Source organism: Desulfotignum phosphitoxidans DSM 13687 (genome assembly GCF_000350545.1).
Lineage (GTDB): Bacteria > Desulfobacterota > Desulfobacteria > Desulfobacterales > Desulfobacteraceae > Desulfotignum > Desulfotignum phosphitoxidans.
Genome location: NZ_APJX01000005.1, coordinates 1 through 25623, shown reverse-complemented (window position 1 = coordinate 25623; position 25623 = coordinate 1). Strand labels below are relative to the sequence as shown.

The following is a 25623-nucleotide window of genomic DNA, read 5'->3' as shown; positions in this document are numbered from 1 at the left end:
AGAAAACATGTTTTTAAAACAGATTCAGACCCGCAGAAGCATCAGAAAATTTACAGACCGGTCCGTTGATAAAGAAATAATTGACCAGTTGATTGAAGCGGCTTTAAGAGCCCCTTCTTCTCGGGATTTCAGACCATGGCGGTTTATCGTGGTGGATCAGCCGGACCTGCTGGCAAAACTGGCGGATGCCAAACCCCATGGTGCGTCTTTTTTGAAAAACGCGCCTCTGGGATTTGTGGTCTGCGGCGATCCTGATGGCAGTGACGTGTGGGTGGAAGACTGTGCCATTGCATCCACTTTCATACACCTGGCAGCCCATGATCTGGGCCTGGGATCCTGCTGGATACAGATCCGCAAACGGGACCGATCACCGGATAAAACCGCAGATGCTTATATCAAAGAGCTGCTGGATATACCGGATAATATGGCGGTGGAATCCATTATTGCCATAGGATACCCGGATGAAACCAAATCCGGGCATTCAAAAACCGCTCTGGCATATGACAAGGTATTTTTCAACCATTTCGGGAAAGCCATGCCTTAAGCCGCCTCAACCCCTCTTGGGTCGATATTTCCGGATAATATCCCAGATCTGTTTTGGCCCGGGTAATGTTAAACCAGTGGGATGTGGCCAGCTCCTTTGCCATAAACCGGGTCATGGGCGGCTCTGAAATGATGCCCAGCAGGCCATAAATTTTTTCAAAGCACCATCCTGCCGCGTACGCGGTCCGGGCGGAAACATGGCCTTTGATGAGCGGCAGGCCGGCTGCCTCCAGAAACGCATTGGCCAACGCCCATTTGGATACCGGTTCATCCTGGCTGATGAAATAGATATTTCCGGACAATGAGGGATTTTCTTTCAGTTTTTGGGCTGCCAGCACATGGGCCAGGGCTGCATTGTCCACATAAATGGTATCCACCAGATCATCGACGCGGCCCACGATTTTCAGCCGTCCCGCCCGTTTCAAAATGCCCGGCACCAGATGGTTGTCTTCCGGACCCCAGATCAAGTGAGGTCTGAGAATGATGACATCCAGTCCCTGTGTTGCTGCCTGGCGCACTTTTTTTTCCGCAATCGCCTTGGTTTCCGGATAAGGGGCCAGATATGTCTTCGGATAGGAAACCGACTCATCCACATTTTCCATGTCGGATTCATCAAATATTACACTGGGAGAGCTCGTGTAAATCAGGCGTTTCACCCCCTGGGCCCGGCAGGCTTTTACCACATGGCCCGTGCCGGTCACATTCACGGCATAATAGGTGTCATATGATCCCCACACACCGGGTTTGGCTGCCACATGAAACACGGTCTCCATCCCTATGACCGCTTTTTTAACCGCATCTGCATCAGTGAGATCCCCCTGAATCTGAGGCACCCCCATCCGGGCCAGAGACGGGTGATGCCGCCGGGAAAACGAGGTGACCGCATAATTGTGCACCCGCAGTTTTTTGACCAGGGCTTTGCCTAAAAATCCGCCCCCGCCTGTTACCAGAACCGGCTCCATTGTCCTCCTGCGTCATATTTATTTTTAGGGTTTTTAAACGTTTTTTCAACTATCCACTTGACAACGCCCGTGTTTTAACGTAGATAAATTTTCGTTTTTTGCTGAGCGGGAATAACTCAGTGGTAGAGTGCGACCTTGCCAAGGTCGAAGTCGCGGGTTCAAATCCCGTTTCCCGCTCCATTTCTTTCTTGTTTTCACATCACATGCTCAGCGTTTGTCCCTGATTTTCCTGTATTCCCCATTCAAGCACAGCGGCCGCCACTGTCAGGTCAAACAGGGCCATGCCCACGGATTTGAAAAACACAGTGCCGCCGCTTGGATCCACGGGCTGCTGCACCACAGATGCAAAAGCAAGAATTTTTTCCCTGGACACCACCTTGTTTTCAAGGGGCTGGCAGATATCCCCGGATTCTTCTGTTGCAAACAGGGTGTCCACATACACGGCATCCGCCCCTTTGATCACCGCATCAGGGAATTCTTTCATCTGCGGGGTAAATGACCCGATGGAGATGAACGTTTTGCCCAGAATCTCTGATACACCTGCGTCAAACACCGGTTTCGTGCTGGTGGTAGCGGCAATCACCACCTGGGACCGGGTCATCAGATCACGGGCGGATTTTGCCACCCGGCAGGTTACTTTGGGCCAGGCCGCCTGTATTTCTAAGGTCATCTTGTCTGCAGCAACCGGGTTCACATCCCACACCCACAATGTATCAATCTGCCGGTTGAACAGCAGAAACGCCGCCTGGCTTCTTCCCTGGACCCCTGCCCCGATAACGCCGGCCGTGTGGACTGAATCCGGCGACAGACAGGCTGTTGCCAGGCCGCCCACCGCCCCGGTCCGCCGGGCCGTCAATGCGGCCCCGTCCAGAATGGCAAGCGGTTGTCCGGTATGAGTGTCCGCCAGTATCACCATGCCGTTCACCACCGGAAAACCGCTTTCAGGTGCTTTGGGAAACACCGTCACCAGTTTGGTGGCCATATAGGCATCACCAAAACAGGGCATGAGCAGCAATGTATTTTCTTTTTGGGGCACATGGATCCGGTCCGGCATGAGAAATTTTTGAGCCGACTGCATGAGATATGCCTGTTCCACCGCTTTTTGAATGACGTCATAAGGGACACGGTCAATGGTTTCCTGATTGAAAAAACGCATAAAACACCTCAATCACGCATACATGGGGTTGCAATTTAATTTTTCTTAACATAAGGATGATCAAAATACCATACACCTTGATCGTTCTTGGTAAAAAAGGAGGCATGCTTGCAGAAAACAGAAAAAATATTATGTATTCGTCAAAACTTGCTGCCAAAGGCATGGATGGCCCAAACCGCAAAGTTGCCCATGGATTTTTCCGCATTTGTCGATCAGTGCGCCCGGGCCGGGCATGAATTTGTGGACCGGGCCCTGGCGGAAGAAGATGCCGGCTGGCAGCAGGTGATTCCCTATATCATACTTCAAACCCGGGACTTGGGCAAAACGGCGGTATACCTTCGCCAGGGAAGTGAAACCCGGCTTCATGACTTGTGGTCATCAGGCATCGGCGGCCATATCAATCCCCGGGATCAATCCAAGACATCAGAATCGTTCCAGCAAATTCTGATGTCCGGCATGGCCCGGGAACTGGATGAAGAACTGACACAGCACCCTTCTGACGATCTGCCGGTTTTTTCCGGCATTATCCATGAAACCGTCACTGATGTGGGCCGGGTCCACTTAGGCGCGGTTTTCCGGATTCTGACCCAAACACCGGCATCCTATGTGCCGGGCCCGGAGCTGTGCCGGTTTCAATGGGTAGACACAGACAAGCTGCCATCATTAAACATGGAATTATGGTCCTGCCTGGCCATGGACCTGTTGAACAAAAATTGATCTTTTGCTCACACGGCCGGTTTATTGAGCCGCGTTAATATGCGGCTTACCACACATTCCTTTTTTTTCAAAACTTTGGATCCCCGGGTGATTTTACACAGACTGATGCTGTATTTTTCAGCAATCTTTCGCTGGGGGATTTTTTGGTGCAGATCCTTGAGCAGTTTCCACCGCAGGGTCAAATCATCGAGCTCTGCAGGTGTGAACAGGTCTTTGAAAAGCTGTGCCAGCTCATCCTTGTCTTTGATCCCGGATATGACATCCAGCAATTCCCGGTCAATGGCCATGATATTATCTGTTCTCCGTGAATGACTGTACCTGATAGATGAACACTTTCAGATCCCCGGCCTGCCATGCATGGGCATCCAGCCGGGCCTTCAGGCACAGTTGCGTTAAAAAGGACTCCGGATCCGGAAGCTGCTCCCAGACCTGGGGTAAAAAAGTGGCCCGGTGATATCCTTTCTGGACAATCACCCCGTCCTGAAACGGGACCACCCGGGCTAAAAGATCCTGTGCATCGGAATAATACAATTTTTCAGGCACTGAAAGCAGGTTGACTTCAATCTGGATATCCTCAAGTTCTTCCAGGGTCACCGGAGAAAACCGGGTATCATCAAACGCGGCATGACAGGCGTTTTCCTGAACACTTTCAAGAAGGGATTTTTCGGGTTCCAGGGTGCCGATACATCCCCGAAGGGCGCCGTTTTTCTGGAGGGTGATAAACACCCCCCGTTTTTCTTTCAGCCACACGGGTGGCGGGTCGGACAAATCCGGGACGATTTTTTTTTCATCCGGCAGAAGTCTCTGGATAATTGCTGCTTTTGCCAGTTGAATCAAAAGGGTTCCGTTTATGTGTTGCTGGTTTTTCTGATACTTTTTTTGTGTCACAATTTATCCTTAAATTCAGGATGTCGACGAATCAAAATAGGTTTTAACCAGTTTTTCAGCCAGGCCGACATAGGTTTCCGGGGTAAGATTGCGCATCCTGTCTTTCACTGAATCCGGCACTTTTTCAAGGGTATCCACAAATGCAGTGAGATCTTTTTTAGTAATTTTTCTGCCCCGGGTCAGATCCTTGAGCCGTTCATAAGGGTTATCTTCTCCAAACACCCGCATGGCGGTCTGAAACGGTTCGGCCAGCAGCTCCAGGTTGCTGGCCAGCTCTTTTTGAAGTGCGGCTTCATCCAGGTCCAGTTTGGACAACCCTTTGACGGTATTTTTCACACCGATAAAAAAATAAGCCAAAGCCGTTCCCAGGCTTCTTAAAACCGTACTGTCGCTTAAATCCCGCTGAAAGCGGGATTTCTGAAGCTTGACCGCCAGATGCTCCATCAGTGCAATGGCCATGCCCATATTGCCTTCGCTGTTTTCAAAATCAATGGGGTTCACTTTATGGGGCATGGTGGAAGATCCGGTTTCTCCTTTTGCCACCTGCTGCCTGAAATACCCGATACTGATATATCCCCACATATCCCGGTCAAAATCCATCAGCACGGCAGCGGTTCGAACCAGCGTATGAAGCAGGCAGGACAGATACTGATTGGGATTGATCTGGGTGGTGAACAAAATCGGATCCAGTTTTAAATATGACTCAATGAAGCGCCGGGATGCAGCCAACCAGTCAACCTCGGGAAACACAAAATAATGGGCGTTATAATTACCGGTGGCCCCGTTGATCTTTGCCTGAATCCGGATCTGCTCCAGAATGGTTTTTTCCTGATTCAGCCGCCAGGCAAAATTGACAAATTCCTTGCCCATGGTCGTGGGTGTTGCCGGCTGTCCGTGGGTGCGGGACATCATGGGAATCGACTGATAGGCTTTTGCCTTGTGCTCAATTTTTTGAATACATCGGCTCAGCAGATCAACGGTCAGATGCTGGCCTTTTTTCATCATCAACGCATAGGCCGTGTTGTTGATATCTTCGGATGTACAGGCAAAATGAACCCATTCCCTGATCTCAGAAAACCCCAGGGCATCCAGTTTTTCCTTGATAAAGTATTCCACGGCCTTGACATCGTGATTGGTTGTCTGTTCAATGGCTTTGATGCGATTGACATCTTCAGAACAAAACTGATCCACAATGCTGTCCAGGGCCGCCGGATCCTGTGAAACCGCCGTCAGTTTCAAATCATGAAGAATAAATTTCAGCCATTGGATCTCCACCTGAACCCGATGACGGATCAGGCCGGATTCACTGAAAATATCAGCCAGTTCTTCAGTTAACCGGACATACCGTCCATCCATCGGCCCGATGGCGTTTACCGTTTCCATACCCACTCCCTGTTAAAAATTATAAATATCGATAATCATTTGACATTCAAAAGCAGATTCATTACATTCTGTTCAATTTACTGGTGCTGTATACCAATACCAGACTGTTGGGAAATTGACAATCCCAAATACAAACCGGCCCACTGACCAGGGGTGACAACCGAATCAGACATGTTTTCAGGAGTAAACGCTTATGGCATTGACCAAGACAATTATCACCGAACAGATTCAAACCCAGTTGGACCTCTCCAGGAACACCGCCTATGATGTGATGGAAGAATTTCTGGAAATTATAAAAAGCACCATTGAAAATGGTGAAGACATCATGATCAGCGGATTCGGCAAATTCTGTGTCAATGAGAAAAGTGCCCGAAAAGGAAGAAATCCTGCAACAGATGAAGAAATGACACTCCCGGCCCGACGGGTGGTCACGTTCAAATGTTCGGGCAAACTCAGGGAACTCATCAACAAACAGCCCCCGTCTGCCCCGACCCGGTAACCTTCTCGTTGTTTTTTTTGATGAAATTATTAATAACCGCAGACATACACGGCAACCTCAGCACCTGGTTGACCATCCAGGCGCTTGTGGAACATTCCGATGCTTTGGTGGTGGCAGGTGATCTGTTTGACACCCGGTATGGTAGTTTCTGTCATCCGGATTTCAATCCCGAAGCCATCCGCCAGGATGTCAAGACCGCTGCCAAACCGATGTATTATGTATACGGCAATTGTGACGAACCCGCCTTTTTTCCCGGACAAACCCACACCCTGACATTTTGTGCCAACGGCAGATCCCTGTTTGTCCACCATGGGTTTCCCCGGGTGCCGGTACCGTCTGACACGGATATTGTTATTCAAGGCCACACCCATGTCTGGTCCCTTGAAAAAACAGACACACAGATTCACATGAACCCGGGATCCATCACCCGCCCCAAAAAAGGACCGGCAACTTACGGCATCTTTGATGAAACATCTGTTTCCATCCGGTCCCTTGATACCGGATTGCCCCTGATGACTGTGAACCTCTGACCTGCTGAAAAAATTATAGGAACTGTCATGACCGATGCCCGCACTATTTCCAATGCCTCTGAAAAAAATCCGCATCAAGACGCATGGTTGACTGCGTTTTTTCTGGAAAACCATATCGACCCGTTTGCCTATCCCTATAAAGTCGCCACTGTGGAACAGATCGAATTCATGGTTTTTCTGGAAAACAATGAACAGTATTTCCCCTGTTCAGATGAAATGTTTGAAGCCATTATGTCCAGATCATCGGAAAACTACCTGTTGAAACGGTACCAGGCGGTTTATGAAAAAATTATGCACATGGTGGACACTTTTATTGAATCCGACTATGACAAAGAATATCTTTACGCTTTGATCCGGATTAAATATGATCATGAAATAGAATCCCGCCTGACCATTCCTTCCCGGCTGGAAAAACGGCTGTGCAAAATATTCCAGAGCCAGACCCATATTGAAAATCCGTTCGCCCGAAAAAAGCAGGATGCAAACAACCGGGCCCAGGCGTTATTGACATCGGATTTTTTTATGACCGCCTTGAATCACATTGATGGGGCCATTCAAAATCTGAACCAGTTTTCTTTAAATTCCTTGAGAAAAAAAATCAAGGAAATCGAGCTGCAACGGCTGCTCACAATGATGTGTGCCGGCCACTTATGGGAAAAACCGCCTGAAACGCCCCTTTCAGTAGACACGTTCCAACGCCTGTTTGAAACCCGGATTTCAGGAAACGGGCTGACTGAACTGATAAACCTGATTCATACCCGGAAAAGTAAAATACTCTGGCTGACAGACGAAGCCGGTGGGATCATGGTGGATGTGGCGATTGCAAAATTCCTGGCAAGTCTTGGCCATCTGGTGATCCTGGCGGTCAAGGAAGCCCCGGTCTTCCAAAAAGTGTCCATTACAGATACCCGGAATGATCCCATTTTAGCCAACGCTCTTGAAGACAGCCATTTTATCTTTGAAAAAACCATCAGCAAAAACCGGCTGGTTCAACTGCTCAAACAGGATGAAAATATTTATGTGGTATCTGACGGAACCCGGGAAAACCTGAATCTGCTTCTGGCCTCCACCACGTTTGCCAGAATCTTCAAGGAAGTGGACTTTGTCATTTCCCGGGGCCATGACCAGAAAAGACGGCTGATCCACACACATTTTCAGTTCACCCGGAACATCATCAACATCACCGTGGAAGATGATGACGGGATCCCCGGATTATCGGTGGTTTACAAACCCCGGCATCCGGAAGTCATCAATTTTTCTCACCGGGACTTAGAAGAGCGTGCCAACCGCATCATCGACCAGATGAAGGCAGCCAAAGCCAAAAACATGACCGTGATGTTCTACAGCGGTATTATCGGTTCCATTCCCGGAAAAATCGATGTGGCCAAAAAAATCATGAGCCGGTTCATCGATCACTTGAAAAAGCAGTATCCGGACCTGTTTATCATTAACCCGTCCAATTACTATGAACCGGGCATGGACGCAGATGATCTGATGTATATGTGGGAAATTGTTCAGACCAGCAACTACATCGATGTCTGGCGTTTTCAGACCGCAGAAGACATCACTCAAGGTTTTGCTTTGATGAAACAGAAAGTGCCGCCGGAATGGATTGGAAAAGACGCCACATACAGTACCGGATGCACCAAGGAGATGCGGATCGCCCAGAATGTGCTGAAAACCAATCCGGAAATGCAGATCACCGGTCCTTCTCTGGACAAATTCATGCGGCGCAATGAATATGGCGTGGGCAGCATGTATGACCAGCGGCTGGCGGATCTGTGATCAGCAAAAAAACAACTCTACAGAAAAGCGATACGGATATGAATACAAACTTTTCGTTGACAAAAAAAGAAGTTCCATTTTAAAGTCGAAACTTCAGACACCCGAAAAAAAAAGACAATTTAAATGGAATCCGAAAAAACCCAATGCCTTCTGGCACAATGTGATGAACTGAACGCACAATTATCCACCCTTCTGTCTGTGGCTTCGGATTTGGCATCGGAACTGGATTTCAATGCCCTGTTTCCGCTGATTGTCAAAAAAATAACCGACATGATGAAAGCGGAACGAACCAGTCTTTATCTGCTGGATCCGGATCAAAATGAACTGTGGACCAAGGTGGCGGAAGGCATTGATACCATCCGATTGCCGATAGGCGAAGGCATCAGCGGCCGGGTGGCCCAGACCGGCGAAATACTCAATGTCGAAGATGCATGGGAACTGCCTTTTTTCAACAGGGAGTTTGATAAAAGAAACAACTTCAGAACCCGTTCTGTGTTGTGTTTGCCCATCAAAAACCATGCCGGAGAAAAAATCGGCGTTCTTCAGGTGATCAACAAAAAAGGCAAGCCGCGGTTTGATGCCCAGGATGAATGGTTCTGTCAAGGACTGGCTGCCCAGGTAGGCATTGCACTGGAAAATTCGCTTCTGCATGATGAAATGAAACTGGCATTCAAAAAATCCATTCAGACTTTGGCCGCAACAGTGGATGCCAAACATCCATTGACAGCCGGTCATTCCCGGCGCGTGACCGATTACAGCATGAAGATTGCTCAAAAAATGGGACTGCCCCGGCGGTCTCAGGATAATTTATATTATGCGGCCCTGCTGCATGATATCGGCAAAATAGGGATCAGTGATGCAGTCCTGCTTAAAAACGGGCCATTCACACCTGAAGAACGCCTTGAAATGAATACCCATCCGGCTAAAACTGAAAATATTCTGAACAATTTTTATTTTCCCCGGGCATTGCGCCGTGTCCCCTGGATTGCTGCCTGTCATCATGAAAAAATTGATGGAACCGGTTATCCCCGGGGGTTGACAGAAGATCAAATTCCCCTGGAATCAAAAATCATTGCTGTGTCAGATGTTTTTGATGCATTGACATCCCTTAGGGATTACCCCAAGTATGCATTTGGAAAAATTCTGGATTATAAAATCGTTCCCATTGAAAAAACGGTTTACATTCTGAAAAAAGACGTTGGATCCCATTTCGATCCGGATGTCATTGAAGCCTTTTTATCTTGCCTGCCTGAAATCACCTTTGACACAGATAATGCACGTTAAAAGGGTCCTGCTCCATTTCCAGAACCTGAATCCGGGTAAAACCCGCACGTTCAAGCAGCGACTCCGCCTTTTTTCTTCCCCACATCATGCCCAGTCCCCGGCCCTGATCAGACAGACCCACAGGCATGCAGTGCATCAGACTGACGGTATAAAGAAACGGCCCCATGGGATGGTCCAGATTGCCTGCCGGATGACTGGCCGCATCAATGTCGATCATGGAAAACATGCCATCCTCAGCCAGCATGTAACGAACTCCTTTGAGAGCGGACAGCGGATGGGACTGGTCATGAATCGCGTCAAACGCGGTGATATAATCAAACTGTCTGGATAACTTTGTATCGTTTTCCAGAGTGGCCGCATCTTTTACCTGAAAGGTCAGATTCTTCAGTCCCAGATCAACGGCTGTCTGCCGGGCCTCATCAATTGCCGGACCATCATTGTCAATGCCGGTGAACGTAGATGCGGGAAAGTGCTGTGCCATCAGGTGCAGCGCAATGCCCTGACCGCACCCCAGATCGCATACCCGGATGCCTTTTTCCAGGCGGGTCATCAACCGCCCGCTATCCACCCGGGGCAAAAAATGCCGGATCAGCCCCTGCCGGTGCTTGGCATGGGACAGCTGTGACATGAATGCCTGAAACCGGGGATAGGCGGAAAATGGGATGCCCTCCCCTTTTGAGAAATCATCCAGCACCCGGGTCATGGCAATCTGAGTGAGTAATGGGATTTCCTGAGTATACACCCCCATATTGCGGGTGCCGGCCTTGCGGATCAACACTGCGGCATGGTCCGGGGGCAGATAATAAACCGTTTCTTTTTGCTTGTCTTCGCTAGATTCCGGGGTATGGATCTCAATGATCTGACCGGTGCACATGATGCCCAGCCATTCTTGCACATACCGCGGATGAAGCCCGGCAGCCCTGGCCAGGTCCCGGCAGGATACCGGCCGGTCCAGATCTGCCATGACATCGAAAATTTTCAATTGATATCCCACGGCCAGAGCCAGATTCAATGCCCCATGATTGAGAATGTCCGTCAGCCGTTGACTGAATTCAGCCTGATTGTCCTGATCCATTATTTCTCATCCTTTCCAATGGTTGTTTCTATCTAAAAAAGTGTCTGTATAATACGTGATCTGATCGGAATTTCAACTCTCTGCTGGGGAGGCCGCCTTTTAATTTACTTGATTTTTCATGGAATTTCAGATAATTTAATTGCTTTGTTTGAATTATTTTGGAGGGCTTTCATGCCGGTGGTCCGTTTACAGAACGTTTCCAAATCGTTCAACAATCAGCCGGTGATCAATGACCTGAACCTGGATGTTCACAAAGGGGAGTTTCTGACCCTTCTCGGACCGTCCGGGTGTGGCAAAACTACTGTGTTGCGGTTGATTGCCGGACTGGAAACCTGTGACAGCGGGGCACTTTTCATCAACGGCCGGGACCAGACCCGCATGCCTGCCTGCGACCGGGATGTCAATACCGTGTTCCAGAGTTATGCGCTGTTTCCTCACATGACCGTGTTCGACAACATTGCATTTGGATTGAAACTCAAAAAAACCCCCGCCCGGCAGATCCGGGAAAGGGTCAAAGAAACCCTGGCCCTGGTCAAACTGGCAGGTCTTGAAACCCGGTCCATCCATGGGTTGTCCGGCGGACAGCAGCAACGGGTGGCCATTGCCAGGGCCATTGTGAATCAGCCGTTGATCCTGCTTCTGGATGAACCCTTGAGCGCTTTGGACTATAAACTGCGGAAACAGATGCGCCTGGATCTGCGGCAGCTTCATCGGAAACTGGGAATCACTTTTGTCTTTGTCACCCATGACCAGGAAGAAGCATTGACCCTGTCCGACCGGGTGGTGGTGATGAACCATGGCACAATTCAGCAGACCGGTACCCCCAAAGACATTTATGAAACCCCGGTGAACCTGTTTGTGGCGGATTTCGTGGGGGAAAGCAATATATTTGATGCCCGGGTGGCCCGGACTTCCGGATCGGACATGGAAATACATTTCCAGGGTATTGTCAAAATCGTACAGAACCGTCGCAATTTTAAACCCGGCCAGGCAGTCAAAGTGCTGTTGCGGCCCGAAGATATGACTGTGACGAGAATCCAGGCACAATGCGCAGCAGGATCCCTGCCCGGCCGGGTCACAGAAATGATCTACAAAGGCACGACCGTGGATTTGATCATCCGCCTGGACAGCGGCCAGGAAGTGTTTGTCACTGAATTTTTCAATGAAGACGAGCAGGATATTATGTATGATGTGAATGAACCGGTGTGCATCTCCTGGATCAAGGGATGGGAGGTAACCCTGGCGGATGAATGAGCGACAGGGCTTCAAGTTTATCGCCGTTTTCCTGAACATGGCCTGGTTTGCGTCCTTTGTCCTGATTCCCGGTCTGATGGTGGTGGGAATCAGTTTCATGACCCGGGATACCGGCACATTTTTCAGCCCGCCTCTTACCCTGACCCAGTACCGGGAATTGCTGGACCCGGTGTATGCCAAGGTCCTTGGTGCGTCTCTGATTTATTCCCTGAACACCACCCTTTTGTGCCTTTTCATCAGCTACCCATTTGCCTGGATACTTTCCCGGGCCTCAAAACATCGGCGGCCTTTACTGCTCATGATGGTGATCATCCCCTTCTGGACTTCTTCTTTGATTCGTACCTATGCGCTGGTGATCTTGATGAAGGCCAACGGGATCATCAACACCCTGCTTTCAGCCGCAGGCATTGTTTCCGAACCTGTGACCCTGCTGTATACCGATTTTGCCGTGTATGTGGGCCTGGTGTATTCATTGCTGCCGTTCATGATACTGCCGTTGTATGCCGTGATGGAAAAAATGGATCTTCGGCTGCTGGAAGCGGCCCGGGATCTGGGAGCCAATACATTGCAGGTGTTTGTCCACGTGGTTTTGCCCCTTTCTTTTCCCGGCGTGCTGGCCGGTTGCATCATGGTGTTTCTGCCGGCCATGGGGCTGTTTTATGTACCGGATCTTCTGGGGGGCGCCAAGACCATGCTCATGGGCAATTTCATCAAAAATCAGTTTCTGACGGCAATGAACTGGCCGTTCGGATCAGCGGCCAGCGTGTTTCTGCTGGTGCTGATGGGCTTGATGCTCATCATTTATTTCACTTTTTCCCGGCGGTTTAACAGGCATCAGGCCCTATGACGCGGTGGTTGAAGATATCCTGGGTGTCTGCGGTGTTCACATTTTTATACGGCCCGCTGCTGGTGCTGATGGTGTTTTCCTTTAATCAGGCCAGATATACCACCTCCTGGCAGGAATTTTCCCTGAAATGGTACATGCGGCTGCTGGACAATCCACAACTGCTGGATGCTTTTTTCAACTCATTGACCGTGGCGCTGATCTCCAGCATGGTCGCCACGGCTTTGGGCACTCTGGGCGCATTTGCCGTTTCCAGATACCGGTTTGCCGGCAGAAAACTGTTTTTCGGGCTGGTGTATTCCGTGATGATGAGCCCGGACATCGTTATGGGCATCAGCCTGCTCATGCTGTTTGTCCTGGCTGGACTGACGCCCGGATTTCTCACCCTGCTGATCGCCCATGTCACCTTTTGTCTGCCCTTTGTCATTGTGCTGGTACATGCCCGGATATCCGGGTTTGATCCGGCTGTGGTGGATGCGGCCCGGGACCTGGGCGCCCGGGAGCACGAGGTGTTTTACAAAATCATTGTTCCCATGATTCTGCCGGCCGTGCTGGCCGGGTGGCTGTTGAGCTTTACTTTGTCTCTGGATGATGTGATCATCAGTTTTTTTGTCACCGGTCCGGGATTTGAAATTCTTCCTCTCAAGATCTATTCCATGGTAAAACTGGGGGTCACCCCGGAAGTCAATGCCTTGTGCACGGTATTGTTTTTATTAACTCTGGCAGCGGTATCTGCTGCCCATGTTCTGACAAAGGAGATCAAAAGATGAAACAATGGATACTGCTGATATACCTGGTTCTGATTTCTGTGCCGGCACTGGCCGGACAACAACGCCTTTACATATACAACTGGACCGAATACATGCCTGATGAGGTATTGACCGCGTTCCAGGAAAAAACCGGAATCAAGGTGATCTATGCCACCTATGACAGCAATGAATCCATGTATGCCAAAGTCAAACTCACCCGGGGCAAAGGTTATGACGTGGTGTTCCCTTCCACTTATTTTGTCCATAAAATGCGGAAAGAAGGACTGCTCAGCCCCATTGACCACGAAGCACTCTCCAATTTCAAACATCTGGACCCTGCCCTGATGGATCAGCCCTATGATCCGGGCAATAAATACTCCATTCCTTATGTGTGGGGATCCACGGCCCTGGCATATAACAACAACCAGGTGGCGCCGGAGATGATGACCTCGTGGAAGGATCTGTGGCGGCCGGAATTCAAAAACCGCCTGGTCATGAACGATGATTTGAGGGAAGTGCTGGGGATCGGTCTGATTGTCAACGGATTTTCCGTGAACGAAACCGATCCGGACCGCATTCATGCAGCCTATGAATCGATCCGAACCCTTATGCCCAACATCCGGGTATTTTCAGGAGACTCTCCCAAGCAGCCGTTGTTGAACCTGGAGGCTTTTGCCGGCATGATATGGAACGGAGAAGCCTATATGGCGGCCCAGGAATTTCCAGCCATCCAGTATGCATATCCTGAAGAAGGCGCGATTTTCTGGGTGGATTCCATGGTCATTCCCACGGGTGCGGAAAACAAAAAACAGGCCCATGCATTCATCGATTTTATCCTGGATCCGCAAATCGCCTTGCAGGTGTGTGAATATATCGGCTATGCGCCGGCCAATCAGTCGGCCATCGCTCTGATGCCCGAAGAAATAAAGAACAATCCCACCATTTTTCCGGATCCTGAAGAAGTGAAAAAAGGGGAATTCCAGACCGATGTCGGAGATGCCATCCTGGTGTATGAACGCTATTGGGAACGCTTGAAAACCGGGATGTAACCCACCGGATTATCCGCGTTTCAGTTGCAGGGTATGGGGAATCAGGATGGTTTCCGGTTCATAGGATTTTTTGGCCTGACGCAGCCCCCTGATCCCCAGATCCTGCTCCCGGTTGATATATTTATACCGGTCTTTTAAATACAGAGCGGTCTGCTGATTGATCATCTGGGCCGCTCCTTTGAAATCAAAATCAGATTTTTCAAACTGTACATTACAGGTATCCGGGGTCAACGGACTGAAAATGGAAAAAGCCGCCATTCGATCCCCCACCATCAAGGCAAGTCCTTCCAGTCCCAGCGCATCAAAATGCATGAACGCTTTTTTTATGGCTTCGAACTCGGCAGCCAAAGTCTCAGACACCGGTTTCTGACGATTTAACTGATCCCGGGCCATGTTTTGAGCCATAACCTGTTTTTCCGGGGTCAGCAGGGTCACCTGAAAATCCGGATAAATGCGTTCAAACTGGGAGATCAGATTTTTCTTTTTATGCAGCTTCGGGGTATTCAATCGGCACAGCTTTTCCACATCATAAATGTATTCGCCATAGTCCCGCTCCGGATGAATGGAAAAATACTGTTCGCACCGGGGGTATTCATCCAGATAATCTTTCTGCACCAGACCGATATCCGGCACCAGACCGTCCCGCATCAGTTCTCTTGCCAGTTCTGCCAAATCATCCGGCGGCAGCGGTTCCCCCAGCGGCATGAACGCACATTGATTCACCCCGTCATAAATCACCAGCCGGCCTTTGAACAGGCGCCAGGAATAGTTATAAATCTCCTGCCAGCAGAATAGATTGGCAAAATTGTACTCACAGGACTCAGGCAAATATTTATCGATATAGATCTGGACCATCTGCCGGTCGGTGAGTTCAAACCGGCCGGCAGTCGGAAAACAGATGGTGGGTTGAAGATCTAAACACGCATGGTGATTACACCGGTTATACATAAATCAATCCTTAAGTCTGTAAGGTGTGTGACCGGACATCGGCCTGAATCCCAATGATTCATAAAATTTGCGGGTACCGGGTTCACCGATCAGGCCGATCCAGTCCACACCATGTTCTTTCAGACCGGTGATCAGTGTGTGAATGATTTTTCTGCCGATGCCAATGCCCCGGAACTTTTGTAATACAACAACATCCTGAATATAAGCATCACTGACCAGATCCGAAAGGGCCCGCCCCATACCGATCATTTTTTTCTGATAAAAAGCGCCCACGAACAATGCAGAATCGGGAACCACACGGGATAAAAACTGTGGGTGTTGCTCACACGCCTGATCCCACCATCCGGCATCCTTGTAAAGAGCCATCAATTCGTTTGTATCCGCGGCTTTCAGAAACCGACAGTTTACAGTGGATAAATCCGGTTCATCCATATCAAAAGGCCTGCATCAGGGATTTGAACCGCTGGATTTCCGTCGCACAGGGAAATCTACGCTGTTCAAGTTTTTGAATCATGGTTTTGTCGTTGAATCGAAGAAAGGGATTGACCCGCAGCTCATCTTCCAGAAAGGAAAATACCCGGTCCGGATCATAATTTTCCAGGTACCGGAGGATATCCGGCGTATCCGGATCAATGGCCTGGGCAATTTCCACGGATTCTTTCACATAATCATGTCCGGCAAAAATCTTGGTTGTGCCGGGAAGTGCCATCACTTTTTTCAATGAAAAATAAAACCCATCCAGATCTTTGGAAAAACAATTTCCTACAGTAGCGTTAAACAAAGTATCACCGGTCACCAGAAAATCATCGCCTGCAAAACACACATCATTGCGGGTGTGCCCCGGGGTGGTGATCACCGTCAGTACTTCATCTTCAAGAAAAATGGATTCATTGTCCGAAAATTTTCTGCAATCCAGAAAAACGGCGTCTGTTTTTTCAAGCATCTGTTCATTGCCGCAGGTATGATCCGGGTGAAGATGGGTATTGGTGACCCGGGAAATCCGGATGTTCCGGTCCTGGGCAAACCTCGTCATTTCGTCAACAGCACCGGGATCAATCGCCACTGCGAAATTACCTGAAAAAATCAGATATCCCAGGTTATCGGCCCCGTATCTGAACTGCTCAATCCGCATCTTCTTCCTCGATGTCATCTCCTTCTTCGTAAGCATCCATATCGACCCGATGCTTGATGTCGTCATCAAATTTGTCATCGTAAATATCGGCCAGATCATCTTCATCCGTATCCGGGTCAACATAATCAACTTCCGGCAATTCGCCTAGGTTGAATTCTTCAAATACATATCCGATGGCATCCCGCAGATTGCGTTCAAAACTCTCGGTATAATCTCCGTCCGAGTCCGAAGAAAATTCATATTCTTCTTCATGTTCTTCCAGAAGTTCGATCAGTTCGGATGCGACGGCCTCAGGATCATCCATTTCATCACTGTAAGAGTCGATGATCTCACTGAACAGGTTATACAGGTCGAATGCATCCACTGCTTCACTGATTGTCATCCATTTTGACATAAAATAACCCCTCCATATATTTCAACCCACACACCCCTGAAAAATTCAATGACTTTCCAACTATCATAACAATAAACCGGTTGGTGTCAAATGTCAGATGTTTTTTTCGGGATGGCAATGGTAAATTCAGTAAATTTTCCAGGCTCCGAATCCACATGAATTTCCCCTTGGTGCTGCTGTACGGAGCGCCGGGCCACAAAAAGCCCTAATCCGGTCCCTTTGTTTCCTTTGTCGGAATAAAACAGGGAAAATATCTTTTGTCGATATCTTTTGTCAAGCCCTTTGCCGTTATCCCTGATTTTAAACACGACCTGACGGGGCGTTTCAACGACCTGAACCTGTATTTCTAAATTTTTTCTGTTTGCTTTCACGCTGATACAGGCATCCACCGCATTTTCCAGAATGGCCAGGCAGGCGCCGAACAGCATGGTTTTATCCATCATGACTTCAAAATCCGTGCTGGGTCCGGGAATATCCAGAATCAGATCAATGCCGGCTTTTTGAATGCGGGGATCCATGGTGGTCAAAAGTTCCTGAATAAAATCGAACACTGAGACCGGCTGTATGTCCGGGGTCCTGTTTTTGGAATGAAACAGGATATCCAGCACCATCTGACGGATCATGGCAATTTTTTCCCGAATAATATCCCAGCCGTTCGAAATTTTATGAAAATCTTTTTGTTCAAGGCCGGACCGAATCAAATAATCTCCCCCGTCCAGTCCGGTGAGCATGCCTTTGATGCCGTGGGATATGGAAGAGATGTGCAGACCCAGGGCCGCCAGGTGATCCTGCAGATCGTGAATAACCGTAATATCGGTACACATTTCCATGACATGGCTGATCCGGCCGCTGTCATCTGGAATGGCCGAGGTTTGAATGAAAAAACGACGAATATGCCCGTCTTTGAGGGTGACATCCATTTCCGCGGTATGGGAAAGGCCGTCGGCAAAGGTTTCTTTCACCGGACAGGTGTCACAGGGAATCGTGCGCTGTTGCTGCACTTGAAAACAGTACATGCCCGGGTCATCCCCGAACTGATCCTTGAACCGGTTGTTGGATTCCACGATCCGGAAATGTTCATCCAGAATGGTGATATATGCCGGAGATTCGTTGAACAGCTGGATATACCGTTTTTCTGATTCCGCCAGCTTCCGGGTCTTTTCCGCCACCAGGATTTCCAGGTTCCGGGTATGGTCCGCCAGTTTTTCCCGGGTCAAAATCCGGTCATTGGCCCGTTTCAGGGCGATATCAAGCACATCCTGATTCACGGGTTTGGAGATGAAATCCACAGCACCTGTTTTCAGGCTGTCAATGGCCAGGTTGGCATCTCCGTATCCGGTAATCATGATCACCTCAATATCCGGAAATAACTGCTTGACTGACTTGAGCAGCGCCATACCGTCCATGCCGGGCATGCGGATGTCCGTGAGAACAATATCCGGCTTGTGGGTCTTGACCATGTCAAGCCCGGTAAAGCCGTTCTCCGCCGTGAATACCTCATACCCGGCATCGGTCAGAGTGATTCTCAGGACCTCCCGGATGCCATCTTCATCATCGACCACCAGGAGTTTATTTGTCATAATAATGCAACAATCACACGCCCAGAACCGCCTTTACTTTGGCAAGGACCTCTTCGGGTTTGAAAGGTTTGGCAAAAAACGCTTCTGCTTTGGGAATAGAATGGGTCCGTCCGGACAGACCGGAGATGACAATCACCGGGGTGGTGTATCCTTTTTTGGAAATTTTCCTGAAAAAGCGGGGTCCCCATTCTTCCGGCATTTCCAGATCCAGGGTGATCAGGTCCGGTTGCTGCTCCAGAAAAACATCCATGGCCTGTTTGCCGTCATCGGCGATGCAGGTGTCAAAACCGTTATCCTTGAACAATGTTTCCAGATACCGTGTAATGGCTGGATCATCATCCACGATCATTATTTTTTTTGTCATGGCCGTCTCCTTATTCCTTGACGTGACATTCTCCGCACAGGACCGGTCCTTGGCTCCGGTCAAAATGACAGTCTCTGCACAGGTTGTGATAGGCTGCTTCCAGGGGCATGGGATTATCCGGTCCGGGTTTGAGGCTGTGACAGTCCGAACAGTACAGATCTTCACTGCTTTCATCCGGGACCAACTCACCGTTTTCATACACATGGTGGCAGACACTGCAGTCATCATCAGCAAGAAAAATATGGTCGTCATGGGAGAACACAGCCCCGGGGCGCCGGGGTGATTCAAAGGCCCAGGGATCCAGACGCTCCAGATCCTGTTCCGCATAACAGAAAAACCCGGTTCCGACCGCGGCAAAAAGCACGATCAGAAAGATGATGAAGCGGTTTGAGTGTGTCATGTCATGCCCCCGGCTCATAAATTTTCTTTTCCATGGTTTCATATATCAGGTCCCCCAGAAACTTGATCTCCATCTTCAAATCATAGTATTGAACAATGTCCTCCAGCCCGCTGTGACAATTATGACAGGGAGCGATCAGCACTTCGGCACCTGTGGCGGCGAGCTGTTCCGCCTTGACCCGGTTGTTCACCATGCGTTCTCCCTTGTAGGGCGGTCCGCAGTTGATGACCCCGCCGCCGGCCCCGCAGCAGTAATTATGCTCCCGGTTGGGCGTCATCTCCACAAAATCCTCGCACACCATGTTTACCACTTCCCTGGCCTTGTCGTGCAGGCCCCGCCCCCGGGACACATTGCAGGGATCGTGCAGGGTGACCTTTTTTTTGTATTTTTCTTTGATGGTGATACGTCCCTGGGTAAGCAGTTCATGATAAAATGCCAGGGCATGCACCACTTCAAAAGGCGGCATGACCCAGGAGTTCCATCGGTTGCCCATATCGTATACCGACCGGAACGCGTGACCGCATTCTCCCATGACGACTCGCTTGACCCGCAGTTTTGAGGCTGTTTCAAAAAATGCCCGGGCAATGCGGCCTGAAATTTCATTGTCTCCGGTATACATGGCCATATTGCTGTTATCCCAGCCCGGTGTGGATGGCATGGTCCAGTTCATGCCGGCCGCATGCATCATGGTGGCGGTCTGATAAATCAATCCGGCCTGAAATTTGGGTTCCGGCGCAATCACGGAATACATGATATCCGCCCCCATCTTGTCCAAAGGAATCTGCAGGTCATCGAACTCATCTCTGGCATCTTCTTCCTGCCATTGCAGGGTGTCGATCCATTCATCATCTTTGACCCACATCTGGTTCAGTGTCACGGAATGGGAATTGACCGTATCCTGTATGTACTGGGGTGTGATTTCCAGCTTATGGCAGATTCGGCGTACCAGCAGCATCATGTAGGCGATATCGATACCAAAAGGGCAGTACATGGCGCAACGTTTGCAGACATTGCATTCCAGGTGCGAAATCCGCACGGCCCGCCGGAGAAAATCTTTGGAAACATTGCCGTTTTGTTTCAGCATTTCCCAGATGGTGTTTTTCACCTTGGCTGCCGGCATGAACTGGGGATCCCGGTCATTGGACAGAAAATAACTGCATGCCTCAGCGCACAGCCCGCAACGCATGCAGGTTTCCACATACGCCTTGAACCTAGGGCCGGTTTCCTTTTTCAAAACCTGTTGAATGACCTGCTGGATCCGTTCCGGGGTCAATCGTTCAAGCCCGGATTCAATGGCCGGATCTGTCGGTTTCTCAACAGATGAAGGTGTGTCAGTCATGAGGTTTTCCTTTGTTTGCATTGAATTTTTCCTCCTACCAGTCTCTTGCCTGTCTGACATGACCGAATTCAGACCCCATGTAAGCCCGGGTCAAAGGCGCGTTCAGCATATGGGAAAACCGGGAAAACGGGATAATGATGAGCATCAGTTCTCCGGACAATATGTGAATCACAGTGATCCATTGGTAGGCGATCCACTGATGGTAGGCCAGAAACCCTGTCAGAAAAGGCAGCAATACCACCAGGATCAATATATAATCCATGGCACCGGTCAGATATTTCACCTCCGGCACCATGGCCCGGCGGAAGATAAAAAAGATCAATGCCGCAATCACCACTACGGTCAGCCCATCCGCCACGAAATCGTTCAGGGCGGGCCAGGATATTTGAAATGCTTCATTGATCAGCACGATATGGGATGCAAGAAACAAAGGGACCAGAAACAACAGAATGTGAAACAGATAGGATATCCCGTAATAAATGGGGCTCATTCGGGCGCTTCTGGGAAAAAAGGGAATCATCCAGGCCCCGATGGAACGCAGACTGTGTTTCAGGGTCACATACGAATAGATATAGGGTTCCTTTTGGCGGACAGCGCTTAGGATGCCCACCAGTTTAAAGGTCAATCCACCCAGAAATATGATAACCGATATCCAGACCATCGGGCCCATGATAAAGGCGATAAAACTGTTCATTGCAGTCTCCTTTAAAAAATTTTGCCGGAATTACACACGGATGATCCGGCGTCTATAAATGCCGTTCTCAATGCCTTTGAGCAGCACTTTGGATCCGTCTGCACTGATCACCGGATCTGCCATAAAACTGAATCCGGACGCCACTGTTTTTTTGTTGACCACCAGCTGGTACTGACCTTTTTTCTGAATGACCACCGCCACGACACTGCCGTCCGGACTCAAGCAGGGAACAAACACCATATCCGCCGCCATCTGCCAGGGGGTCTGATTGACAGCCAGATCCCAGACCTCTTTGTGCTTGTATACCGCTGCCAGGCTGGACCCGTCTTGGGAAAAGTAAATATCCGATATCATCGTATCCCAGGTCACAGGCCACACGGTATCGTTGACAGCCACACGCCAGCGGCCGTAAGGAGCGGAGACAATGGCGGCCACATCTTTGCCATTGGGAGACAGGGTCAGATGCCAGAGCTGATCATATTGATCTTGCCAGAACGGGGCATCGTTTTTATACAACTGCCATTTCCCGTTGATGCGAACCGGGGCCAGCAATGAATTCTCATCCAGAAATTCCGGTTTCCACACCGATTCAAACCGGTTTTCCCACAAGGTATCATTCTGGACAATGCCATATGATTCCCGGTCCGTGCGGACCCCATATCCCATCTGTCTGCCGGCGGCATCAAAGCTGATATCCCAGATATTCAAAAACCGGCGGTCTTTTGGGATACCATTGCAGGCCACACTGAAAACGCCTTTTTTAAAGGCCTCCACATCCGCCCCCGGCATGGGTACCACCTGAACCACGGCCGCAGATGTGCCGTCCGCAGCCATGACCGCACCCGTCAGATTTTCATACCGGTCTTCCCATGGGGTGTCGTTCACAATCACCCCGTATTCGGAATCAGACTGAAACGCTGCACCCAGAACCCGGCCATCCGGACTCTTCATCATCTGCCAGATAAAATCGCACCAGTGGGTCCATTCCTGCCCGTTCACAGACAGTGTCCATTCTTCATCCCGGGCCACAAAGGCCGCAAACCCGCTGTCGGAAACAGACGTCAGGCTCCAGATTTTCTCATATTCTTCTTCCCAGACCTCGCCGTTTACACAGACACTGAACACCATTTCATCCAAATTGACAACAGCGGCAATACTTTCTCCATTTTGACTCACCTGGGGGGCCTGAACCCAATTATAACGGGTTTTCCATTCGTCAAACGGAATTTCCTTTAACTCCGTCTCCCAGTCCCACGATGTCTTTTCGTTCATAATTTTTCTCCGAATTCTTACGCGGTTTTGGCCCGGTGGGTCCGCCCGGACTGAAAATCGGACAATGCCAGATACAAGCCTCCGACCGCCAACTGGGCGCAGTGTTCATGATCCGGCGGCAGGGTCTGAAGGTATTCCACCACCTGTTCCGGGGTTATTTCCCACGCCTGATCAATGGTTTTTCCCCGGGCGAAAGACACCACTGTATTGCAGCAGGCAGTGGTGTTCAGGCATCCATGGGCCATAAAAGAGATCGAGTCCAGAACGCCGTCTTTTACCTTGATTGAAAATTCAACTGTATCCCCGCATTCTCCGGTTCTTTTGCCATATCCGTCCGGATCATGAATTTTTTCTTTGTGTCCGGTGTCAAACGCCATTTCAAGATATTGAACGGAATGGCGGTTCCAGAAATCCAAATCGGTCATTTTCAAACTCTCCATTCTGATATATACCACAAGGTTTTATCAAGTCCTTATATACCTTTTAAGGTCCCGGGGTCAACCGGGGATCGAAAAATCAATGGCCGTTGATTTTAAAATCCGTCAACCTTGACTTGATTTTCATGGGCCGGAATATTATGATGCGCGACCATGAAACCGCATGACTTGACTATCATCGGTGGTGGAATTGTGGGAATATCCACGGCTCTGGCACTTCAAACGCGATTCCCTGAAGCAAAGATTCTGCTGATCGAAAAAGAACACCGGTTCGCCGCTCACCAGACCGGGCATAATTCCGGCGTGATTCATGCCGGTGTCTATTACGCACCCGGCAGCCTGAAAGCGGATTTCTGCCGGCGCGGATCCCAGGCCACCATGGCATTCTGTAAAGAGCACCACATACCATTCAAGCAATGCGGCAAACTCCTGGTGGCCACAACCCCCATTGAGCTGGAGCGAATGCAGGCATTGAAACAGCGATGCGCCCAGAACCAGATCCAGGTGGTTGATGTGAACCAGCAGGAACTGACGCATATGGAACCCCATATTCAGGGACTGGGGGCTTTGCTGGTCCCGGCCACCGGGATCTGCGACTTTATACAGATCACCCGGAAAATGGCAGACCTGTTTCTGGCCAAAGGCGGACGTGTGCAGACCGGGCAGTCTGTTACTCATTTGAACGAAACCCGGGATCAGGTGACGGTTTCCACCCGGACCCATACCGTTTCGACCCGTTATCTGGTGGTGTGCGCCGGTTTGATGGCGGACCGTCTGGCAAAAATGATGCACATAGACATCGATTTTTCCATCCTGCCTTTCCGGGGGGAATATTTTCAACTGCCCGCACACCGGTCCGATATTGTTTCCCGGCTTATCTATCCCATACCCGACCCGGATCTGCCCTTTCTGGGCGTTCACCTGACGCCCATGATCGACGGGCGAATCACAGTCGGTCCCAATGCAGTGCTGGGATTTGACCGGGAAGGATATGGGCGGTTCAGCGCCAATTTTACCGATATCGCTGACATGGCGGTATTCCCCGGATTCTGGAAGGTCATGACCCGGCACCTGGTATCCGGTATCAAAGAACAGGTGGATTCTATATGGAAACCCGGGTATCTGACACGTATCCGAAAATACTGCCCGTCTTTGACAAATACTGACCTTTTACCCTATCCCCCGGGCATCCGGGCCCAGGCGGTCACCCGAAACGGCGATCTGGTCCACGATTTTCTGTTTGCCAAAACCCCGCGGTCCCTGCATGTCTGCAATGCCCCGTCCCCGGCAGCCACATCCGCCATTCCCATCGGTCAGTACCTGCGGGACCGGGCCATTGACCTGTTCAATCTGAACGGATAGCCACCCGCCCGCACAGTTGGCGCCCAATAATCTTTTCAAACCAAACCGCTGCCCGGGGTCTGACACGGTGACGTTGCGGCTGCGTTATGAAACCGGTGTATTTTTATCCAGGCGATACCGCAGGGAGCGTAAAGACAAATTCAGCAGATCCGCTGCCTTTTTCTTGTCTCCCCCGGCCATTCCCAAGGCTTTTTTCAGGTAGGCGGATTCAACACCGGACAACACTTCATCTAAGTCCACCCCCTGTGCCACCTGTGATAGATTGCACCGGTAATCGTCGCCATCTTGAATCTTTCGTCCGGTTTTGTGCATGGAAATGGTCAGGCTTTCGGGCAAAATAATGTTGGTGGATGACAGGGCCACGGAACGTTCGATCAAATTTTCAAGCTCACGCACATTCCCGGGAAATGAATATTTGTTTAAAAAATCGATGGCATAGGAAGACAGCTTCACAATATCCCGGCCCATTTTTTTGGCATATTTTTCCAGTGATGTCCGGTTAGGTTTTTGCATAAGTCCGCAACCAAATTTTTTCCCATAAAAGTCATTTTTTAGTTGACAAATCAAAAAAATATTTTTTCGCTCCTTGAAATTATTATTTACTATAATTTCAAGGAGTTACAAATTGATCAAAATTTCGACCCCAAAACAAAAAATTACGTCCTCGACCTTTGACATTTTCATTGCCCCGCTGTTAAGATTGTTGCCGCTTGTCCCGTTATTATCCTCAAGAGGAGACCGCCCGTTAAAAATGAATTTTGAACAACAATTAAGAGCCCTGGTATACTTTCACCTTCAGGAACATGATTCTGCCCGACATCTTCTTCAGGACATGAAAGAAAATGATTTTGCGAGACAGAATATTGCACCGGAGGGGGGTATTAGCAGAAGCAGTTTTTCAGAAATCATAAACGGGCGCGGTCTTGAACAATTGCAATTCATGTTTGAAAACCTCTATAAACAGGCTGCAAACGCAATTCCAA

Annotated in this window: 29 protein-coding genes, 1 tRNA gene and 1 pseudogene; 13 read left to right on the top strand and 18 right to left on the bottom strand. The window is 49.6% G+C overall.

All coding sequences use genetic code 11. The features are described from left to right. Nucleotides 1-7 precede the first annotated feature (7 nt). On the top strand, nt 8-544 hold the full coding sequence (locus DPO_RS11910) for a nitroreductase family protein (protein ID WP_006966208.1): 537 nt from the start codon (nt 8-10) through the stop codon (nt 542-544). Here DPO_RS11910 and DPO_RS11905 read toward each other — a convergent pair. Then, nucleotides 516-1505: an NAD-dependent epimerase/dehydratase family protein gene (locus tag DPO_RS11905; RefSeq protein ID WP_006966207.1), complete on the bottom strand. Its 990-nt coding sequence runs from the start codon at nt 1503-1505 to the stop codon at nt 516-518. The genes DPO_RS11910 and DPO_RS11905 overlap by 29 nt on opposite strands. Nucleotides 1506-1610: 105 nt before the next feature. On the opposite strand from DPO_RS11905, the gene DPO_RS11900 reads away from it, so the two are divergent. Further along, a tRNA-Gly gene (locus DPO_RS11900) sits at nt 1611-1685 on the top strand. A 19-nt stretch (nt 1686-1704) separates the two neighbouring features. Here the strand turns inward: DPO_RS11900 and DPO_RS23940 are convergent. Beyond that, nucleotides 1705-2661 carry an ornithine cyclodeaminase family protein gene (locus DPO_RS23940; protein WP_006966206.1) on the bottom strand — a complete coding sequence of 319 codons (957 nt, stop codon included), beginning with the start codon at nt 2659-2661 and terminating at the stop codon, nt 1705-1707. A 108-nt stretch (nt 2662-2769) separates the two neighbouring features. Here DPO_RS23940 and DPO_RS11890 point away from each other — a divergent pair, with 108 nt between their 5' ends. After that, nucleotides 2770-3378: a phosphoesterase gene (locus DPO_RS11890; protein WP_040011872.1), complete on the top strand. Its 609-nt coding sequence runs from the start codon at nt 2770-2772 to the stop codon at nt 3376-3378. A gap of 8 nt (nt 3379-3386) precedes the next feature. On the opposite strand, the gene DPO_RS11885 is transcribed toward DPO_RS11890, so the two are convergent. Genes DPO_RS11885 through purB form a run of 3 tightly spaced genes read right to left on the bottom strand, consistent with a single transcriptional unit; the run spans nt 3387 to nt 5649 of the window. Further along, nucleotides 3387-3665 carry a Trp family transcriptional regulator gene (locus DPO_RS11885; RefSeq protein WP_006966204.1) on the bottom strand — a complete coding sequence of 93 codons (279 nt, stop codon included), beginning with the start codon at nt 3663-3665 and terminating at the stop codon, nt 3387-3389. A gap of 4 nt (nt 3666-3669) precedes the next feature. Next, nucleotides 3670-4266: an AmmeMemoRadiSam system protein A gene (amrA, locus tag DPO_RS11880; protein ID WP_006966203.1), complete on the bottom strand. Its 597-nt coding sequence runs from the start codon at nt 4264-4266 to the stop codon at nt 3670-3672. 15 nt (nt 4267-4281) lie between these two features. Continuing rightward, nucleotides 4282-5649 (bottom strand): adenylosuccinate lyase, encoded by a 1368-nt coding sequence (purB, locus tag DPO_RS11875; RefSeq protein WP_006966202.1) that lies wholly within the window; start codon nt 5647-5649, stop codon nt 4282-4284. A 193-nt stretch (nt 5650-5842) separates the two neighbouring features. On the opposite strand from purB, the gene DPO_RS11870 reads away from it, so the two are divergent. From DPO_RS11870 to DPO_RS11855, 4 genes are all read left to right on the top strand, one after another. Continuing rightward, on the top strand, nt 5843-6148 hold the full coding sequence (locus DPO_RS11870; RefSeq protein WP_006966201.1) for an integration host factor subunit alpha: 306 nt from the start codon (nt 5843-5845) through the stop codon (nt 6146-6148). A 20-nt stretch (nt 6149-6168) separates the two neighbouring features. Beyond that, the gene (locus tag DPO_RS11865; protein WP_160166913.1) at nt 6169-6678 is read left to right on the top strand and encodes a YfcE family phosphodiesterase; all 510 of its coding nucleotides are present in this window, start codon (nt 6169-6171) and stop codon (nt 6676-6678) included. 27 nt (nt 6679-6705) lie between these two features. Continuing rightward, nucleotides 6706-8463, top strand: a complete 1758-nt coding sequence (locus DPO_RS11860) for an ARMT1-like domain-containing protein (RefSeq protein WP_006966199.1) — start codon at nt 6706-6708, stop codon at nt 8461-8463. A gap of 123 nt (nt 8464-8586) precedes the next feature. After that, nucleotides 8587-9747 (top strand): GAF and HD-GYP domain-containing protein, encoded by a 1161-nt coding sequence (locus DPO_RS11855; RefSeq protein ID WP_006966197.1) that lies wholly within the window; start codon nt 8587-8589, stop codon nt 9745-9747. Here the strand turns inward: DPO_RS11855 and DPO_RS11850 are convergent. Next, the gene (locus DPO_RS11850; RefSeq protein WP_006966195.1) at nt 9719-10822 is read right to left on the bottom strand and encodes a class I SAM-dependent methyltransferase; all 1104 of its coding nucleotides are present in this window, start codon (nt 10820-10822) and stop codon (nt 9719-9721) included. The genes DPO_RS11855 and DPO_RS11850 overlap by 29 nt on opposite strands. Nucleotides 10823-10993: 171 nt before the next feature. Between DPO_RS11850 and potA the strand changes: the two genes are divergently transcribed. The 4 genes from potA to DPO_RS11830 are packed head-to-tail and all read left to right on the top strand — an operon-like array spanning nt 10994 to nt 14718. Next, nucleotides 10994-12076 (top strand): spermidine/putrescine ABC transporter ATP-binding protein PotA, encoded by a 1083-nt coding sequence (potA, locus tag DPO_RS11845; RefSeq protein ID WP_006966193.1) that lies wholly within the window; start codon nt 10994-10996, stop codon nt 12074-12076. Next, complete coding sequence (potB, locus tag DPO_RS11840) at nt 12069-12923, top strand: spermidine/putrescine ABC transporter permease PotB (RefSeq protein ID WP_006966191.1); 855 nt, start codon at nt 12069-12071, stop codon at nt 12921-12923. Before potA ends, potB begins: the two co-directional genes overlap by 8 nt. Next, nucleotides 12920-13690 (top strand): spermidine/putrescine ABC transporter permease PotC, encoded by a 771-nt coding sequence (potC, locus tag DPO_RS11835; protein WP_006966189.1) that lies wholly within the window; start codon nt 12920-12922, stop codon nt 13688-13690. The genes potB and potC overlap by 4 nt, the downstream gene beginning before the upstream one ends. Then, nucleotides 13687-14718 (top strand): ABC transporter substrate-binding protein, encoded by a 1032-nt coding sequence (locus tag DPO_RS11830; RefSeq protein WP_006966187.1) that lies wholly within the window; start codon nt 13687-13689, stop codon nt 14716-14718. Before potC ends, DPO_RS11830 begins: the two co-directional genes overlap by 4 nt. A gap of 9 nt (nt 14719-14727) precedes the next feature. Here the strand turns inward: DPO_RS11830 and DPO_RS11825 are convergent, their stop codons facing one another. The 11 genes from DPO_RS11825 to DPO_RS11775 all read right to left on the bottom strand — a co-directional run bounded on the left by DPO_RS11825 (nt 14728) and on the right by DPO_RS11775 (nt 23266). Further along, on the bottom strand, nt 14728-15666 hold the full coding sequence (locus DPO_RS11825) for a DUF2156 domain-containing protein (RefSeq protein ID WP_006966185.1): 939 nt from the start codon (nt 15664-15666) through the stop codon (nt 14728-14730). Nucleotides 15667-15669: 3 nt separating this feature from the next. Continuing rightward, nucleotides 15670-16098, bottom strand: a complete 429-nt coding sequence (locus DPO_RS11820) for a GNAT family N-acetyltransferase (RefSeq protein WP_006966183.1) — start codon at nt 16096-16098, stop codon at nt 15670-15672. A gap of 1 nt (nt 16099) precedes the next feature. Beyond that, nucleotides 16100-16798 carry an MBL fold metallo-hydrolase gene (locus tag DPO_RS11815; RefSeq protein WP_006966181.1) on the bottom strand — a complete coding sequence of 233 codons (699 nt, stop codon included), beginning with the start codon at nt 16796-16798 and terminating at the stop codon, nt 16100-16102. Then, the gene (locus tag DPO_RS11810) at nt 16788-17192 is read right to left on the bottom strand and encodes a hypothetical protein (protein WP_006966179.1); all 405 of its coding nucleotides are present in this window, start codon (nt 17190-17192) and stop codon (nt 16788-16790) included. Before DPO_RS11810 ends, DPO_RS11815 begins: the two co-directional genes overlap by 11 nt. A gap of 86 nt (nt 17193-17278) precedes the next feature. Continuing rightward, nucleotides 17279-18772 (bottom strand): ATP-binding response regulator, encoded by a 1494-nt coding sequence (locus DPO_RS11805; RefSeq protein WP_006966177.1) that lies wholly within the window; start codon nt 18770-18772, stop codon nt 17279-17281. A 13-nt stretch (nt 18773-18785) separates the two neighbouring features. After that, nucleotides 18786-19136 (bottom strand): DVU0259 family response regulator domain-containing protein, encoded by a 351-nt coding sequence (gene divK, locus DPO_RS11800; protein ID WP_006966175.1) that lies wholly within the window; start codon nt 19134-19136, stop codon nt 18786-18788. A gap of 10 nt (nt 19137-19146) precedes the next feature. Further along, the gene (gene tmcA / locus DPO_RS11795) at nt 19147-19536 is read right to left on the bottom strand and encodes an acidic tetraheme cytochrome c3 TmcA (protein ID WP_006966173.1); all 390 of its coding nucleotides are present in this window, start codon (nt 19534-19536) and stop codon (nt 19147-19149) included. Nucleotide 19537: 1 nt separating this feature from the next. Then, nucleotides 19538-20875, bottom strand: coding sequence for an electron transfer complex ferredoxin TmcB (gene tmcB / locus DPO_RS11790; protein WP_024334380.1), 1338 nt, complete (start codon nt 20873-20875; stop codon nt 19538-19540). A 34-nt stretch (nt 20876-20909) separates the two neighbouring features. Continuing rightward, on the bottom strand, nt 20910-21569 hold the full coding sequence (gene tmcC / locus DPO_RS11785) for a TmcC family electron transfer complex membrane anchor subunit (protein ID WP_006966170.1): 660 nt from the start codon (nt 21567-21569) through the stop codon (nt 20910-20912). Nucleotides 21570-21599: 30 nt separating this feature from the next. Continuing rightward, complete coding sequence (gene tmcD, locus DPO_RS11780; protein ID WP_006966169.1) at nt 21600-22841, bottom strand: electron transfer complex subunit TmcD; 1242 nt, start codon at nt 22839-22841, stop codon at nt 21600-21602. 17 nt (nt 22842-22858) lie between these two features. Then, entirely contained in the window at nt 22859-23266 is a 408-nt protein-coding gene (locus DPO_RS11775) for an iron-sulfur cluster assembly scaffold protein (RefSeq protein WP_006966168.1), read from the bottom strand. Between the two features lie 165 nt (nt 23267-23431). On the opposite strand from DPO_RS11775, the gene lhgO reads away from it, so the two are divergent. Next, nucleotides 23432-24640 (top strand): L-2-hydroxyglutarate oxidase, encoded by a 1209-nt coding sequence (gene lhgO / locus DPO_RS11770; protein WP_006966167.1) that lies wholly within the window; start codon nt 23432-23434, stop codon nt 24638-24640. A gap of 84 nt (nt 24641-24724) precedes the next feature. On the opposite strand, the gene DPO_RS11765 is transcribed toward lhgO, so the two are convergent. Beyond that, the gene (locus tag DPO_RS11765) at nt 24725-25153 is read right to left on the bottom strand and encodes an AAA-type ATPase lid domain-containing protein (RefSeq protein ID WP_006966166.1); all 429 of its coding nucleotides are present in this window, start codon (nt 25151-25153) and stop codon (nt 24725-24727) included. A gap of 112 nt (nt 25154-25265) precedes the next feature. On the opposite strand from DPO_RS11765, the pseudogene DPO_RS11760 reads away from it, so the two are divergent. Beyond that, nucleotides 25266-25623, top strand: a pseudogene (locus DPO_RS11760) (IS4 family transposase); the annotation flags it as partial.